The organism is Fusobacterium sp. JB019 (assembly GCA_030673965.1).
Taxonomy (GTDB): Bacteria; Fusobacteriota; Fusobacteriia; order Fusobacteriales; family Fusobacteriaceae; genus Fusobacterium_B.
The window spans coordinates 40,334-55,880 of record JAUTCN010000022.1; the positions used below are offsets into that span (position 1 = coordinate 40,334).

26 protein-coding genes are annotated in these 15,547 nt (G+C 31.4%); all 26 read left to right on the forward strand.

Annotation, left to right across the window (positions count from 1 at the left end; genetic code table 11):
* Nucleotides 1-47 precede the first annotated feature (47 nt).
* On the forward strand, nucleotides 48-878 hold the full coding sequence (gene rplB / locus Q7K47_10390; GenBank protein ID MDP0507598.1) for a 50S ribosomal protein L2: 831 nt from the start codon (nucleotides 48-50) through the stop codon (nucleotides 876-878).
* Nucleotides 879-902: 24 nt separating this feature from the next.
* Nucleotides 903-1,175, forward strand: coding sequence for a 30S ribosomal protein S19 (rpsS, locus tag Q7K47_10395; protein ID MDP0507599.1), 273 nt, complete (start codon nucleotides 903-905; stop codon nucleotides 1,173-1,175).
* A gap of 48 nt (nucleotides 1,176-1,223) precedes the next feature.
* Entirely contained in the window at nucleotides 1,224-1,556 is a 333-nt protein-coding gene (gene rplV / locus Q7K47_10400; protein ID MDP0507600.1) for a 50S ribosomal protein L22, read from the forward strand.
* Between the two features lie 12 nt (nucleotides 1,557-1,568).
* Nucleotides 1,569-2,225, forward strand: a complete 657-nt coding sequence (gene rpsC / locus Q7K47_10405; protein MDP0507601.1) for a 30S ribosomal protein S3 — start codon at nucleotides 1,569-1,571, stop codon at nucleotides 2,223-2,225.
* Between the two features lie 2 nt (nucleotides 2,226-2,227).
* A complete protein-coding gene (gene rplP / locus Q7K47_10410) occupies nucleotides 2,228-2,650 on the forward strand; it encodes a 50S ribosomal protein L16 (protein MDP0507602.1) in 423 nt (140 codons plus the stop codon).
* Nucleotides 2,650-2,832 (forward strand): 50S ribosomal protein L29, encoded by a 183-nt coding sequence (gene rpmC / locus Q7K47_10415; protein MDP0507603.1) that lies wholly within the window; start codon nucleotides 2,650-2,652, stop codon nucleotides 2,830-2,832. The genes rplP and rpmC overlap by 1 nt, the downstream gene beginning before the upstream one ends.
* Nucleotides 2,833-2,873: 41 nt before the next feature.
* Nucleotides 2,874-3,125 (forward strand): 30S ribosomal protein S17, encoded by a 252-nt coding sequence (gene rpsQ / locus Q7K47_10420; protein ID MDP0507604.1) that lies wholly within the window; start codon nucleotides 2,874-2,876, stop codon nucleotides 3,123-3,125.
* A gap of 35 nt (nucleotides 3,126-3,160) precedes the next feature.
* A complete protein-coding gene (rplN, locus tag Q7K47_10425) occupies nucleotides 3,161-3,529 on the forward strand; it encodes a 50S ribosomal protein L14 (protein MDP0507605.1) in 369 nt (122 codons plus the stop codon).
* Nucleotides 3,530-3,545: 16 nt separating this feature from the next.
* Nucleotides 3,546-3,887: a 50S ribosomal protein L24 gene (gene rplX / locus Q7K47_10430; GenBank protein ID MDP0507606.1), complete on the forward strand. Its 342-nt coding sequence runs from the start codon at nucleotides 3,546-3,548 to the stop codon at nucleotides 3,885-3,887.
* 18 nt (nucleotides 3,888-3,905) lie between these two features.
* Nucleotides 3,906-4,457, forward strand: coding sequence for a 50S ribosomal protein L5 (gene rplE / locus Q7K47_10435; protein ID MDP0507607.1), 552 nt, complete (start codon nucleotides 3,906-3,908; stop codon nucleotides 4,455-4,457).
* A gap of 21 nt (nucleotides 4,458-4,478) precedes the next feature.
* On the forward strand, nucleotides 4,479-4,766 hold the full coding sequence (gene rpsN / locus Q7K47_10440; GenBank protein ID MDP0507608.1) for a 30S ribosomal protein S14: 288 nt from the start codon (nucleotides 4,479-4,481) through the stop codon (nucleotides 4,764-4,766).
* A gap of 39 nt (nucleotides 4,767-4,805) precedes the next feature.
* Complete coding sequence (gene rpsH, locus Q7K47_10445) at nucleotides 4,806-5,201, forward strand: 30S ribosomal protein S8 (protein ID MDP0507609.1); 396 nt, start codon at nucleotides 4,806-4,808, stop codon at nucleotides 5,199-5,201.
* Between the two features lie 21 nt (nucleotides 5,202-5,222).
* Nucleotides 5,223-5,759: a 50S ribosomal protein L6 gene (rplF, locus tag Q7K47_10450; GenBank protein MDP0507610.1), complete on the forward strand. Its 537-nt coding sequence runs from the start codon at nucleotides 5,223-5,225 to the stop codon at nucleotides 5,757-5,759.
* Between the two features lie 29 nt (nucleotides 5,760-5,788).
* Entirely contained in the window at nucleotides 5,789-6,157 is a 369-nt protein-coding gene (gene rplR, locus Q7K47_10455) for a 50S ribosomal protein L18 (GenBank protein MDP0507611.1), read from the forward strand.
* Nucleotides 6,158-6,193: 36 nt separating this feature from the next.
* Complete coding sequence (rpsE, locus tag Q7K47_10460; protein ID MDP0507612.1) at nucleotides 6,194-6,688, forward strand: 30S ribosomal protein S5; 495 nt, start codon at nucleotides 6,194-6,196, stop codon at nucleotides 6,686-6,688.
* Nucleotides 6,689-6,701: 13 nt separating this feature from the next.
* On the forward strand, nucleotides 6,702-6,884 hold the full coding sequence (gene rpmD / locus Q7K47_10465; protein ID MDP0507613.1) for a 50S ribosomal protein L30: 183 nt from the start codon (nucleotides 6,702-6,704) through the stop codon (nucleotides 6,882-6,884).
* A 3-nt stretch (nucleotides 6,885-6,887) separates the two neighbouring features.
* Nucleotides 6,888-7,367 carry a 50S ribosomal protein L15 gene (rplO, locus tag Q7K47_10470; GenBank protein MDP0507614.1) on the forward strand — a complete coding sequence of 160 codons (480 nt, stop codon included), beginning with the start codon at nucleotides 6,888-6,890 and terminating at the stop codon, nucleotides 7,365-7,367.
* Between the two features lie 30 nt (nucleotides 7,368-7,397).
* On the forward strand, nucleotides 7,398-8,678 hold the full coding sequence (gene secY / locus Q7K47_10475) for a preprotein translocase subunit SecY (GenBank protein MDP0507615.1): 1,281 nt from the start codon (nucleotides 7,398-7,400) through the stop codon (nucleotides 8,676-8,678).
* Nucleotides 8,679-8,816: 138 nt separating this feature from the next.
* A complete protein-coding gene (gene ychF, locus Q7K47_10480; GenBank protein ID MDP0507616.1) occupies nucleotides 8,817-9,911 on the forward strand; it encodes a redox-regulated ATPase YchF in 1,095 nt (364 codons plus the stop codon).
* A 70-nt stretch (nucleotides 9,912-9,981) separates the two neighbouring features.
* On the forward strand, nucleotides 9,982-10,473 hold the full coding sequence (locus tag Q7K47_10485) for a DUF177 domain-containing protein (protein MDP0507617.1): 492 nt from the start codon (nucleotides 9,982-9,984) through the stop codon (nucleotides 10,471-10,473).
* A 31-nt stretch (nucleotides 10,474-10,504) separates the two neighbouring features.
* A complete protein-coding gene (rpmF, locus tag Q7K47_10490) occupies nucleotides 10,505-10,684 on the forward strand; it encodes a 50S ribosomal protein L32 (protein ID MDP0507618.1) in 180 nt (59 codons plus the stop codon).
* 233 nt (nucleotides 10,685-10,917) lie between these two features.
* Nucleotides 10,918-11,913 (forward strand): phosphate acyltransferase PlsX, encoded by a 996-nt coding sequence (plsX, locus tag Q7K47_10495; GenBank protein MDP0507619.1) that lies wholly within the window; start codon nucleotides 10,918-10,920, stop codon nucleotides 11,911-11,913.
* A gap of 22 nt (nucleotides 11,914-11,935) precedes the next feature.
* Nucleotides 11,936-12,922 carry a beta-ketoacyl-ACP synthase III gene (locus Q7K47_10500; GenBank protein ID MDP0507620.1) on the forward strand — a complete coding sequence of 329 codons (987 nt, stop codon included), beginning with the start codon at nucleotides 11,936-11,938 and terminating at the stop codon, nucleotides 12,920-12,922.
* A 76-nt stretch (nucleotides 12,923-12,998) separates the two neighbouring features.
* Complete coding sequence (gene fabD, locus Q7K47_10505; GenBank protein MDP0507621.1) at nucleotides 12,999-13,910, forward strand: ACP S-malonyltransferase; 912 nt, start codon at nucleotides 12,999-13,001, stop codon at nucleotides 13,908-13,910.
* A gap of 84 nt (nucleotides 13,911-13,994) precedes the next feature.
* Nucleotides 13,995-14,222, forward strand: a complete 228-nt coding sequence (locus tag Q7K47_10510) for an acyl carrier protein (GenBank protein ID MDP0507622.1) — start codon at nucleotides 13,995-13,997, stop codon at nucleotides 14,220-14,222.
* An 80-nt stretch (nucleotides 14,223-14,302) separates the two neighbouring features.
* Nucleotides 14,303-15,535: a beta-ketoacyl-ACP synthase II gene (gene fabF, locus Q7K47_10515; protein ID MDP0507623.1), complete on the forward strand. Its 1,233-nt coding sequence runs from the start codon at nucleotides 14,303-14,305 to the stop codon at nucleotides 15,533-15,535.
* The last annotated feature ends 12 nt before the right edge of the window (nucleotides 15,536-15,547 follow it).

Below are 15,547 nucleotides of genomic sequence, written 5' to 3' on the forward strand. Positions count from 1 at the left end.
GATTTAAAGATAGTTATAGGTCTATATTAGATATCGGAGGATTAAGAATGGCTATAAAAGTAATGAAACCAACAAGTGATGGAACAAGACACATGTCAAGACTTGTTGTAGAAGGACTAAGTAAAGCAAGACCTGAAAAGTCTTTAACTGTACCTTTAAACTCTGCTTATGGTAGAGATAATTACGGTCACAGAACAGCAAGAAATAGACAAAAAGGTCATAAAAGATTATACAGAATAATCGATTTTAAAAGAAATAAATTAGATGTACCTGCAACTGTTGCATCAATAGAATATGATCCAAACAGAACTGCAAACATCGCATTATTACATTATGCTGATGGAGCTAAAGCTTATATATTAGCACCTAAAGGATTAAAAGCTGGAGACGTTGTATTAAGCGGATCAAAAGCTGAAATCAAACCAGGAAATGCATTAAAATTAAAAGATATGCCAGTAGGAGCTCAAATTCATAATGTTGAACTTCAAGTTGGAAGAGGTGGACAATTAGTAAGATCTGCAGGGACTGCAGCTAGACTAGTTGCTAAAGAAGGAACATATTGCCATGTTGAGTTACCGTCTGGAGAACTTAGATTAGTACATGGTGAATGTATGGCAACTATTGGAGAGGTAGGAAACTCTGAGCATAGCCTAGTATCAATCGGAAAAGCAGGAAGAAATAGACATATGGGAAGAAGACCTCATGTTAGAGGTTCTGCAATGAACCCTTGTGATCACCCTCATGGTGGAGGAGAAGGTAAAGCTACTGTAGGTAGAAAATCTCCATTAACTCCTTGGGGTAAACCAGCACTTGGTATTAAAACAAGAGGTAAAAAATCATCTGATAAGTTTATTGTAAGAAGAAGAAACGACAAGTAATTTCGAGAGAGGAGGACATAGGTTATGGCAAGATCGCTTAGAAAAGGGCCTTTTTGTGATCATCACTTAATGAAAAAGGCTGAAGAAGTAAAAGCAAGTGGAAATTTAAAAACTGTTATAAAAACTTGGTCAAGAAGATCAACAATATTCCCTAGCTTCATAGGGTTAACATTTGGAGTTTATAATGGTAAAAAACATATACCAGTTTATGTAACAGAACAAATGGTTGGAAATAAATTAGGTGAATTTGCACCTACTAGAACTTACCACGGACATACAAGAGTCGGAGGAAAGTAATAATTAAAATGTTTAAACGATATTAATATAAAAAAGGAGGAGAAACTAGTGGAAGTAAAAGCAAGTACTAGATTCGTGAGAATGTCTCCAAGAAAAGCTAGATTAGTAGCTGACTTAGTGAGAGGAAAATCAGCACTAGAGGCACTTGATATATTAGAATATACAAATAAAAAAGCAGCTAGAATAATAAAGAAAACTTTAACATCAGCTATAGCAAATGCAACAAATAATGCTAAATTAGATGATGAAAAATTGGTTATATCTACAATGATAATAAACGATGGACCAGCTCTTAAAAGAATTAGCCCAAGAGCAATGGGAAGAGCTGATATAATTAGAAAACCAACAGCTCATATTATAGTTGGAGTATCTGAAAAGTAGGAGGTTAAAACTGTGGGACAAAAAGTAGACCCTAGAGGATTAAGACTTGGAATAACAAGAACTTGGGACTCTAACTGGTATGCAGACAAAAAGGAATACATTAAGTACTTCCATGAAGATGTAAAGATCAGAGAGTTCATTAAGAAAAATTATTACCATGCTGGAATAGCAAAAGTAAGCATAGAAAGAACATCACCTTCACATGTTGTAGTGATAATCAATGCTGCTAAAGCTGGAATAGTAATAGGTAGAAAAGGTTCTGAAATAGAATCAATAAAAGCTAAATTAGAAGCTTTAACTGGTAAAAAAGCATTAGTTAAAGTTTTAGAGGTGAAAAACTTCAATAAAAATGCTGTCTTAGTAGCAGAAAATATAGCTGGAGGAATTGAAAGAAGAATTGCGTATAAAAGAGCAGCTAATCAAGCTATAATGAGAGCTATGAGATCAGGAGCAAAAGGAATCAAAGTTATGATTTCTGGAAGACTAAACGGAGCTGAAATTGCTAGATCTGAGTGGATGGTTGAAGGTAAAGTGCCTTTACATACATTAAGAGCAGACATAGATTATGCAACAGCAACAGCACATACTACTTATGGAGCATTAGGAATTAAGGTATGGATATTTAACGGTGAAGTACTTCCAACTAAAAAGGAAGGAGGGGATAAATAATCATGTTAATGCCTAAAAGAACAAAACATAAAAAAATGTTTAGAGGAAGAATGAAAGGTTCAGCTAATAGAGGAACTACTGTAGCATTTGGTGACTATGGATTACAAGCTTTAGAGCCTGCTTGGATAACAAACAGACAAATAGAAGCGTGTAGAGTAGGAATCAACAGAACATTCCAAAGATCAGGAAAGACATTCATAAGAATATTCCCTGACAAACCAATAACTTCTAGACCAGCTGGTGTTAGAATGGGTAAAGGTAAAGGAGCTGTAGACGGATGGGTTTCAGTTGTTAAGCCTGGAAAAATAATGTTTGAGGTTGCTGAAGTAACTGATGAATTAGCAAAAGCAGCGCTAAGAAAAGCAGCTATGAAGCTACCAATTAGATGTAAAATAGTTAAAAGAGAAAATGGCGGTGATAAATAATGAAAGCTAAGGATATAAGAGAAATGTCTAGTGAAGACTTAGTTGTTAAGTGCAAAGAACTTAAAGAAGAATTATTCAATCTAAAATTTCAACTTTCATTAGGACAATTAACTAACACTGCTAAAATTAGAGAAGTTAGAAGAGAAATTGCAAGAATGAATACAATATTAAACGAAAGATAATATTTTAGATATAAAGATTCTTAAGAATAGGAGGTCAAACCTTGAGAAACGATAGAAAAGTAAGAGAAGGAATAGTTGTTTCTAATAAAATGGAGAAAACTGTAGTTGTTGCAATAGCTACTATGGATTTACACCCACTTTATAAAAAGAGAGTTAAAAAAACTACCAAGTTAAAAGCTCATGATGAAAATAATGTAGCTCAAGTTGGTGATAAAGTTAGAATTATGGAAACTAGACCTTTATCTAGAGATAAAAGATGGAGATTGGTTGAGGTTTTAGAAAGAGCTAAATAAAATCCAATATATAAATTTGGAAGGAGGATATTTTAATGGTACAACAACAAACTATCCTTAATGTTGCAGACAACTCAGGTGCAAAAAAGATTATGGTAATCAGAGTACTTGGCGGAACTAAGAAAAGATTCGGAAGAATTGGTGACATAGTTGTAGCATCAGTAAAGGAAGCAATACCTGGTGGTAGCGTTAAAAAAGGTGACATCGTTAAAGCTGTCATTGTAAGAACTAGAAAAGAAACAAGAAGAGAAGACGGATCATATATAAAATTTGATGATAATGCAGGAGTTGTTATGAATGCTAACAACGAACCTAAGGGAACAAGAATTTTTGGGCCTGTTGCAAGAGAATTAAGAGCTAAAGGCTTTATGAAAATAGTATCTCTTGCTCCAGAAGTAATATAGAGAGGAGGCTAACGAAGTGGCTAAACCTAAAATTAAATTTGTACCAAATTCTTTACACGTGAAAACAGGAGATACAGTATGTGTTATCTCTGGTAAAGATAAAGGTAAAACTGGAAAAGTATTAAAAGTATTTCCTAAAAAAGGAAAGATAGTTGTAGAAGGAATTAATGTAGTTACTAAGAACTTAAAACCATCACAAACAAACCCACAAGGTGGAGTTGTAACTAAACCAGCAGCAATTTTCTCATGTAAAGTAATGCTTTATGATGAAAAAGCTGGAAAACCAACAAGAGTTGGATATAAATTAGAGAACGGGAAAAAAGTTAGATACTCTAAAGTGTCTGGGGAAGTTCTATAAGAAGGGAGGATAACATAAGTGTCTAAATATGTTTCTAGATATCATAAATTATTTGATGAAGTAATCAGAGAAAATTTAATGAAAGAATTAGAATTAACAAATATAATGGAATGTCCATCTATGGAAAAAATTATAGTTAATATGGGAGTTGGAGAAGCTACTCAAAATACTAAATTAATGGACGCAGCAATGAAAGATTTAGCAATTATTACTGGACAAAAACCACTAGAAAGAAGAGCTAAAAAATCAGAAGCTGGATTTAAATTAAGAGAACACCAAGCAATCGGAGCAAAAGTTACTTTAAGAAAGGAAAGAATGTATGACTTTCTTGATAGATTAGTAAATGTGGTTCTTCCAAGAGTTAGAGACTTTGAAGGAGTTTCAGCTAAAGCTTTTGATGGAAGAGGAAATTATTCAATTGGTTTAAGAGATCAATTAGTATTTCCTGAAATAGATTTCGATAAAGTAGATAAACTACAAGGAATGTCTATCACATTAGTATCTTCTGCTAAGACTGATAAAGAAGGAAGAGCTTTACTTAAGGCTTTCGGAATGCCTTTTAAAAAGTAATTAGTTAAGGAGGAGTAAAGAATGGCTAAAAAGTCAATGATCGCTAGAGATGCCAAAAGAGCTGAACTTTGTGATAAATATGCAGCTAAAAGAGCTGAATTAAAGAAAAGAGTGCTTGAAGGAGATTCTGAAGCTATGTTTGAATTAAATAAGCTTCCAGCTAACTCTTCAGCAGTTAGAAAAAGAAATAGATGTCAACTTGACGGTAGACCAAGAGGATTCATGAGAGAATTTGGAATATCTAGAGTTAAGTTTAGACAACTAGCAGGTGCAGGATTAATTCCTGGGATAAAAAAATCATCTTGGTAGAAAGATGCCATTAGTAATATGGAAGGAGGATTAGAGTAAATGTTTTTAACAGATCCAATCGCAGATATGTTGACAAGAATCAGAAATGCTAATGCAGTAATGCATGAGAAAGTTGATATTCCTTATTCTAACTTAAAGTTTAAATTAGCAGAAATACTAAAAGAAGAAGGATATGTAACTAACTATAAAGTTATAACTGATGATAATAAGAAAAATATAAGAATATATTTAAAATATGACGGAAAAGATAGAGTAATAAAAGGACTAAAAAGAATTTCTAAACCAGGAAGAAGAGTGTACGCACAGGTAGATGAATTACCAAGAGTACTTTCTGGATTAGGAATAGCTATAGTATCTACTTCAAAAGGTATTGTTACTGATAGAGTAGCAAGACAAGAAAATGTAGGTGGAGAAGTCCTTGCATTCGTATGGTAATAAACTAGGAGGTGTCCATTAATGTCTAGAATAGGTAAACTACCTATAGTGGTACCTGCTGGGGTGACTGTTACAGTTGATGCTAATAATGTAGTAACTGTAAAAGGACCTAAGGGTACTTTAACAAAAGAATTTAACAAAGAAATGGTAATAAAAATAGAAAATGATCATGTGGTTATAGAAAGACCTAATGAAGAAAGATTCATAAGAGCTTTACATGGAACTACAAGAGCACTTATTCACAACATGGTTGTTGGTGTAAGTGAAGGATTCAAAAAAACTCTAAAATTAGTAGGGGTTGGATATAGAGCAGCTGTTAAAGGAAACGGATTAGAATTATCTTTAGGATATTCACATCCAGTTATAATTGATCCAGTTGAAAATATAAAATTCTCAGTAGATAAAAATACTACAGTTGTAGTTGAAGGAATTGAAAAAGATATTGTTGGACAAGTTGCAGCAAATATCAGATCAAAAAGAGCTCCTGAACCTTATAAAGGAAAAGGAGTTAAATATGAGGATGAAGTTATTAGAAGAAAAGAAGGTAAAAAATCATAGTATTTAGCTAAAATAAGGAGGTAAGTGAGTTGTTTAAGAAAGTAGATAGACAAGCTGTTAGAGTTAGAAAACACTTATCAATCAGAAATAAAATTTCTGGTACAGCAGAAAGACCAAGACTTTCAATATACAGATCAAACGCAAATATGTTTGCTCAATTAATAGATGATATTAATGGAGTTACTTTAGTTTCTGCATCAACTGTTGATAAAGAAATAAAAGGAACAATTGCTAATGGTGGAAATATAGAAGCTGCTAAAGCTGTTGGGAAGTTAATCGCGGAAAGAGCTGTATCAAAAGATATAAAAAATATTGTATTTGATAGATCAGGATATAATTATACAGGAAGAGTATCCGCTCTTGCAGAATCAGCTAGAGAAAACGGATTAAACTTCTAATTTTATTAGAGAGGAGGATTTCACTTGTCTAAAGTAATGGATAAAAGAGAAGAAAAAGAGTTTGAAGAAAAACTATTAAAAATTTCTAGAGTATCTAAGACAACTAAAGGAGGAAGAACAATATCTTTCTCAGTATTAGCTGCTGTAGGAAATAAAGAAGGAAAAATAGGATTAGGATTAGGAAAAGCCAACGGTGTTCCTGATGCAATAAAAAAAGCAATTGCTGCTGCTAAGAAAAACATGATAGATGTTTCTCTTAAAGGAAGAACAATTCCTCACGAAGTTGAAGGAAGATGGGGAGCAACAACTATATGGATGGCACCTGCATATGAAGGTACTGGAGTTATTTCAGGATCATCATGTAGAGAAATCCTTGAGTTAGTTGGAATACATAATATTTTAACTAAAATCAAAGGATCAAAAAATAAACATAACGTTGCAAGAGCTACAATTGAGGGTTTAAGAATATTAAGAACAGCCGAAGAGGTTGCAGCTTTAAGAGGGAAAACTGTTAAGGAAATCTTAGGCTAGGAGGTTTAGAAAAATGGCAAAGGTTAAAATAAGACTTGCAAAAAGTATAATAGGAAGAAAGCCTAACCACATAGCAACTGTAAAGTCGCTAGGGCTTAAGAAAATGAATAGTGTAGTGGAACACGAAGCAACTCCAGATATTATGGGGAAAATAGCTTTAGTTTCTTATTTACTTGATGTAGAGGAGGTGCAATAATAAATGAAATTAAATGAATTACAACCTTCTGTACCAAGAAAAAATAGAAAAAGAGTAGGAAGAGGAGAATCTTCAGGTTGGGGAAAAACTTCAGGAAAAGGAAGTAATGGACAAAAATCAAGATCAGGTGGAGGAACTAGACCAGGTTTTGAAGGTGGACAAATGCCAATAATCCAAAGAGCTCCTAAGAGAGGATTCAGTAACTATCCATTCAAAAAAGAGTATGCTATTATTAATTTAGATACTTTAAACAGATTTGAAGAAGGTACAGTTGTAACTCCAGAAATATTATTTGAAACTGGATTAGTTAAAAAAATGTTAGACGGAGTAAAAGTTTTAGGAAATGGTACTCTTGATAAAAAAGTATCAGTAAAAGCTCACAAAGTTTCTAAATCTGCTCAAAAAGCAATTGAAGCTGTTAATGGAGTTGTTGAAATTATAGAAGTAAAAACTTTTGCAGACGTAGCTAAAAATAATAAATAGTTTTGACTATGATAAGCGAGGTGAAAAACTTTGACTTTAATGGAAAGCTTTAATACGAAGTTAAAAGGAATCATGGGTATTCCTGAATTAAAAGCAAGAATTGTTTTTACCTTGTTGATGTTCCTTGTTGCTAGAGTGGGGACTTTTATCCCTGCTCCAGGCATAGACATAGAGAGATTGACAGCAATGACATCTCAAAATGACTTATTAGGGTTTATCAATATGTTTTCAGGGGGAGCTTTTCAAAGAATTTCTATTTTTGCTTTAGGAATAGTTCCATATATCAATGCGTCTATTGTTTTTAGTTTACTTGGAGTTATTATTCCTAAAATTGAAGAGATTCAAAAAGAGGGAGAATCAGGTAGAAATAAAATTAATCAATGGACAAGGTATGTGACAATACTAATAACTATAATGCAAGGAATAGGAGTTTGTGTTTGGCTTACATCCTCAGGATTAGTGATTAATCCAGGTTTTAAATTTATGCTAGTAACAGTAACAATACTTACAGCAGGAACAGTGTTTTTGATGTGGGTAGGAGAGCAAATATCAGTTAATGGTATAGGAAATGGTGTTTCTTTACTAATATTTTTGAATGTTATTTCAAGAGGACCATCTAGTATTGTTCAAACAATACAATTAATGAAAGGAAGTAAATTTATAATACCAGTTTTTATTGCTGTTGCAATAGCTGCAATACTAACTGTAACAGGAATAGTAATATTTCAACTTGGGCAAAGAAAAATCCCAGTACATTATGTTGGAAAAGGTTTTGGAAGACAAGGAGGAATGGCACAAAATTCATATATTCCATTAAAATTAAATACTTCAGGGGTTATGCCGGTAATTTTCGCTTCTGTATTAATGATGATACCAACATTAATAACAAAAGCTTTGCCAGTAACATTTCCATTTAGAGATTATATTGTTTTAATCTTTAATCAGAAACATCCTGTTTATATGATTTTATATGCATTAATAATAGTGTTCTTTTCATTTTTCTATACAGCTATAATATTTGATCCTGAAAAAGTAGCGGATAATTTAAAACAGGGTGGAGGAACTATCCCAGGAATTAGACCTGGTGAGGAAACTGTTGAATATTTAGAAGGTGTTGTAACAAGAATAACATGGGGAGGAGCAATCTTCTTAGCTATTATTGCTATTTTACCAATGGCAATTTTTACAGCATTAGGATTACCTGTTTTCTTTGGGGGAACAGGAATAATAATTGTTGTTGGAGTTGCTTTAGATACAGTTCAACAGATAGATGCCCATTTAGTTATGAAAGAATATAAAGGATTTTTATAAAAAAAGGATAACACAGGTATCTGTGTTATTCTTTTTATTAATATAAAGATTTAAATATTTTCAAATGTAATTTTATTTACAAAGAAAATTATATATGTTAGAATTGATAGTAAATATAAATTTCAGGAGGAATATGAAATGATAGGAATAGGAATAGTTGGGTTACCAAATGTAGGTAAGTCAACATTATTTAATGCAATAACAAAAGCAGGAGCAGCAGAAGCAGCTAATTATCCTTTTTGTACTATAGAGCCAAATGTAGGTATGGTAACAGTTCCAGATGAAAGATTAGAAGAATTATCTAAGATAATTAATCCTAATAGAGTTGTAAATGCAACCGTTGAATTTGTAGATATAGCTGGCTTAGTAGAAGGGGCTTCTAAAGGGGAAGGATTAGGAAACAAATTCTTGTCAAATATAAGAGGAACAGCGGCTATTTGTCAGGTTGTTAGATGTTTTGCTGATGAAAATGTAGTTCATGTAAATGGAGAAGTTAACCCATTAAGAGATATAAATGTAATTAATGGAGAGCTTATTTTAGCTGACTTAGAAACTGTTGAAAGAGCTTTAGAGAAAAATAAAAAATTATTAGTTGCTAAAAATAAAGAAGCAATGAAATTGGTTCCAGTTTTAGAAAAATGTCTAGATCATTTAAATCAAGAAAAATTATTAAAAACATTAACTTTAACAGAAGATGAAATAAATTTATTAAAAGTTTATCAGTTTTTAACTATCAAACCAATGCTGTTTGTTACAAATGTTTCAGAAGATGACTTAGCTGATGGAAATCAATATGTTGATCAAGTTAAAGAATATGCAAAAAATTTAAATTCTGAAGTAGTAATAGTTTCTGCCAAAGTTGAAGAAGAACTTCAAGAAATGGAAGAAGAAGATCAAGCTGAATTTTTAGAAAGTTTAGGAGTGCAAGAAGCGGGATTAAATAGATTAATAAAGGCAGGATTTAAATTGTTAGGATTACAGACTTATTTTACTGCTGGAGTTAAAGAAGTAAGATCTTGGACAATTAAGATAGGAGACTCTGCACCTCAAGCGGCAGGAGTAATACATACTGACTTTGAAAGAGGCTTTATAAGAGCTAAGGTATGCTCGTATGAAGATTTTGTTAAATATTCAGGATGGAAAGGAGCTCAAGAAGCTGGAGTAATGAGAGTGGAAGGTAAAGATTATATTGTTAAAGATGGAGATTTGATGGAATTTTTATTTAATGTATAAAGAATTATACTTGACATTAATCTAAAAACCGTGTAAAATAACTAGGTATCACAATAATGGAGGGCTATAGTTGAAGATTGAATTAAAAGATTTTATCACAAAGGATTTAAAAAGATTTGACTTAAGTTTATCAGATATTGAGGGTATATTTTTAGACGGAGATGTCCATATAAATGGTTCGGTTTCTAAAGTTGAAAATGAATATATAGTTGAAGGAAGTTATTCAGCTAATATAAAATCTTCATGTGTAAGATGTCTAGAAGATATTGTTATAAAATTAGAAAAAAAGAAGTTTTACGGGATATTTCTAAAAGAAGAAGATTATTTTAATTATCAAAAATCATTGAGTGAAAAAGATATTATGATTAGTGATAATTATTTCGAAATTAAAAATGAAGAAATTGACATTTTAGAATTTATAAGAGAGCAAATTATTTTAGATATTCCTCTATATCCTAAGTGTAATGGAGGATGTTTAGACGATACATATTTAAAAAAATATGGAGAAGACCAACCAGATCCGAGATGGATGGGATTGTTGGACATTGAAATAAAAAATTAAAATAAGAAAGTTGTGAGGAGGGGAAACTGAGATGGCAGTACCTAAGAAAAAGACTTCAAAAGCTAAAAAAAATATGAGAAGATCTCACCATGCAATTGCAGGAACTACTTTAGTTACTTGTGAAAAATGTGGAGCTACAAAAAGACCTCATAGAGTATGTTTAGAATGTGGAGACTATAACGGAAAACAAGTACTAAATTCAGCTGAGTAATTTAGACTAAATAAAAAAAGCAAGAGGAATTAACCAACTTGCTTTTTTTATTTTTTGTAATTTTATAAAAAATAAATATTTGCTAAATCTTAATGAAATAGGATATAGGAAGTAATTCAAATAGAAAAAAATAAAAATTATTTAAGGAAGGTTTTGATTAAAAGAATTTCTTTAAGAAAAAATAAAAGTTTTATGTTAAAATATAGAAAAAGAAATTTTTTTAGAGGTGAAAGATGAAAATAGTTGTAGATGGTATGGGCGGAGATAAAGGTAGTAAAGAAGTATTAAAAGGAATAAAGAAAGCGTTAGAAGAAAAAAAAGATATAGAGATAATCGTTGTTGGACAGGAAAATAAATTATCTGAAATATTAAAAGAAATGAATTTTTCAGATAAAAGATTAACTATAGTTAATGCAGATGAAATAATCAAGATGGATGATGAACCTGTAGCAGCAGTTAGAGAGAAAAAAAATTCTTCTATAAATGTAGGGTTAGGTTTAGTAAAGAAAGGAGAAGCGGATGCTTTTGTATCAGCAGGAAATACAGGAGCATTGATTTCAGCTAGTCAACTTAAATTAAGAAGAATAAAAGGAATATTAAGACCAGCAATAGCTACAGTATTTCCTTCAAAAAAAGGAAAAATTGTTTTTATGGATGTAGGAGCAACTGCGGATACAAAACCTGAGTATATAAATCAATTTGCAATTATGGGAACTGAATTTGCTAAAGAAATTTTAAAGATCGATTTTCCTAAAGTTTCTCTTTTAAACATAGGAAGTGAAGAAGGAAAAGGAAACGAAGTTACTAGACAAGCTTTTGATTTATTAAAAGAAAACAAAGAAATAAATTTTGTGGGTAATATAGAAAGTAGAGAAATGATGTTTGGAGATGTAGATGTTATTGTTTCTGATGGCTTTACAGGAAATATGGTTTTAAAAACAAGTGAAGGTGTTGCAAATTATATATTTTCGGTTTTAAAAGAAGAAATTAAGAAGAGTTTTTTTGCAAAAATAGGAGTAATTTTTTTGAAAAAAGCATTGAAAAGTATGAAGAATAAATTAGATTCATCTGAATATGGTGGAGCTTTATTTTTAGGTCTGAATGGAATTTCAATAAAAGCTCATGGAAATTCTGATTATATAGGTATAAAAAATGCTATAATAGTTGCAGATAGTTTTGCAAATAACAAATTTGTAGAGAAATTAAAAAATAAAATTAATAACAATTAAGAATAACTGGAGGTAAATAGCTTTGAAGAGTGTTGGAATCTTAGGGTTTGGGAAGTACGTTCCTGAAAGAATAATGACTAATGCAGATTGGGAAAAATTGGTAGATACATCAGATGAGTGGATCACAACAAGAACAGGAATAAAAGAAAGAAGATATGCAGGTGAAAACGAAGGAACATCTGACTTAGGAGTTGGAGCAGCTAAAAAAGCTTTGGATGATGCTAATATGAAGGCAGAAGATGTTGATTTAATAATTTTAGCTACATGCACTCCTGATTATAGAGCTCAAAATTGTTCTTCTTTAATTCAAAGTAAGTTAGGAGCTGTAAATGCAGCAGCATTTGATTTAGAGGCAGCTTGTAGCGGTTTTATATATTCTTTAACAGTAGGAAAAGCAATGTTACAAGCAGGAATGTATAAAAATATTTTAGTTATTGCAGCAGAATCTATTTCAAGAATAATAGATATGAAAGATAGAAATACAGGAATTTTATTTGGCGATGGAGCCGCTGCCGCAGTTTTAGGAGAAGTTGAAGAAGGTTATGGAATAATTTCTTCTTATCTTGGAACAGAAGGAGTAACAGATGGAACTTTAAGAATAAAAGCTGGTGGAACTAGATATCCTATGACTCAAGAGAGATTTGATAATAGAGAACATTTTATAGAAATGAATGGAACAGATGTTTTTAAATTTGCAGTAAGAGCATTACCACATGCAACAAAAGAAGCAGCAAAACAAGGAAAGATAGACTTAAAAGATATTGATATAGTTTTTCCTCATCAAGCAAATTTAAGAATAATTAAATCTGCAGCTAAAAAACTAGGTATTCCATATGAAAAAGTATATATAAATCTTGAGAAATATGGAAATACTTCTGCAGCCTCAATTGGGATAGCTATGGCTGAAGCAATAGAAGAAGGAAGATTGAAAAAAGGAGATTTAATAGCTTTAACAGGATTTGGAGCAGGTTTAACATATGGTTCTTTAATAATGAGATGGAGTAAATAGTTTTAAAATATATTGAAATAAAGATAAAACTATGATAAAATTACATATGTAATTATAAAAAACAAGGAGAATTTTAATGGGGAAAATAGCTTTTGTTTTTCCAGGTCAAGGAAGTCAATTCGTTGGGATGGGAAAAGATATTTATGAAAATAATACTTTAGCAAAACAAGAATATGATAAAATTTTTGAAAATCTTTCTTTTGATTTAAAAACACCTATGTTTGATGGGCCAGAAGAAGTTTTAAAGAAAACAAAATATACTCAACCAGCAATAGTTGCGATGAGTTTAATTTTAGATAAGTTATTAAAAAGCAAAGGAATTAATCCTGATTTTGTAGCAGGTCATTCAGTTGGAGAATATGCAGCAATAGGTTCTGCAGGATTTTTAAATCTAGATGAAGCTGTTAAGTTAACTTCTTTTAGAGGAGAAGTAATGAATGAAATAGCTGAAAAAGTAAATGGAGGAATGGCTGCAATAATAGGGATGCCTGTAAATAAGATACAAGAGATCTTAACAACAATTCCTGGAACAATTGAAGCAGTTAACTTTAATGAACCTAAGCAAACAGTAATTGCAGGGGAAAAAGGAGCCATAGAAAAAGCATGTGAAATACTGAAGGAAAATGGGGCAAGAAGAGCAATGCCTCTTGCTGTATCAGGACCTTTTCATTCATCTCTTATGAAACCTGCAGGAGAAAAATTAATAAAAGAAATAGAAAATTATACAATTAAAGATACTAATATAAAATTAGTAGCAAACACAACAGCAGAGTTTATTTCTACAGGAAAAGAATTAAAAGAAGAAATATATAATCAAAGCTTTGGGCCAGTAAAATGGGTAGATACTATTGAGAAATTAAAGGAAAATGGAGTAGAAACAATTTATGAAATAGGACCTGGTAAAGTATTATCTGGACTTATTAGAAAAATAGATAAGAGCTTAAAGGTTATAAATATAAACTCCCTTTCAGCTATTGATAATTTATAATAAATTGTTGAAAACTATTGTTAAATTTGGTAATATGGTATTGAAAACATTTAAATAATATAAAAAACTTTAGGAGGAATATTAATGTTAGAAAAAATAAGAGAAATAGTAGTAGAGCAATTAGGAGTAGATGCAGATCAAATTACTGTAGATGCAAACTTTATTGATGATTTAGGAGCAGATTCACTAGATACAGTTGAATTAATAATGGCTTTTGAAGAAGAATTTGATATAGAAATTCCTGATACAGATGCAGAAAAAATTAAAACTGTAAAAGACGTTATAGATTACATCGAAGCAAATAAGAACTAAAAGTTAAAGGGGATACGTAATATCCCCTTTAAAATTATAAAAAATTAAAGGTATTTTATTATAGATTATGAGGTGATTTTATGAGAAGAGTTGTAGTTACAGGTTTAGGACTTATTACAGCTTTAGGAACTGGACTAGAAAAATCTTGGACAGCTATAAAAGAGGGGAAAACAGGAGTTAAAAAAATAGAATCTTTTGATACTTCTGATTCTTCAGTTAAATGCGCTGCAGAAATAAGAGATTTTTCTCCTTTAGAATTTGGGATAGAAAAAAAAGAATTAAAAAAAGTAGCTAGAAATACTCAATTTGCAATAGCAGCAGCTAAAATGGCAATAGAAGATTCTGGTTTAATAATAGATGAAAAAAATGCGGAAAAAGTAGGAGTAATAGTTTCTTCTGGAATAGGAGGAATTGAAGTTTTTGAAAAGCAATATGAGTCAATGCTAAACAAAGGAGTAAGAAGAATATCTCCTTTTACAATACCAGCAATGATAGCTAATATGGCAGCGGGTAATGTAGCAATATATACAGGGGCTAAAGGGCCTAACAAATCTGTAGTTACAGCATGTGCAGCGGGAACTCATTCTATTGGAGATGCTTTTGAAATAATTAAGCTAGGAAAAGCAGATTCGATGATAGCAGGTGGAGCTGAAGGCTGTATAACTAAATTTGCCTTAAATTCATTTGCAAATATGAAAGCTTTATCTACTAATCCAGATCCAGAAAAAGCTTCAAGACCGTTTACTATTGATAGAGATGGTTTTGTTATGGGAGAAGGATCAGGGATTCTTATATTAGAAGAATTAGAATCAGCTAAAAAAAGAGGAGCTAAAATTTATGCAGAGGTAGTTGGGTATGGAGAAACTTGTGATGCTCATCATATTACAGCACCTGTTGTAGAAGGAGCAGCAAGAGCTTTTAGAATGGCATTGAATGAAGCTAACATAAAATTAGAAGAAGTTGATTATATTAATGCTCATGGTACTTCTACAGGGCTTAATGATAAAAATGAAAGTGCTGCAATTAAAGAAGTTTTTGGACAACATGCATATGAATTAAATGTTTCTTCTACAAAAGGAGCAACAGGTCATGTTTTAGGAGGAGCAGGAGGAATAGAAGGTGTAATACTTGCTAAAAGTATAGAGGAAGGAATTATACCTCCAACAGCAAATTATGAAAATTCAGATCCAGAATGTGATTTAAATTACACTCCAAATAAAGCAGAAGAAAAAGAGATTAATGTAGGAATGTCTAGTTCATTAGGATTTGGTGGACATAATGCAGTTATAGTTATGAGAAAATATAAAGATTAATTAAGGAGTGAA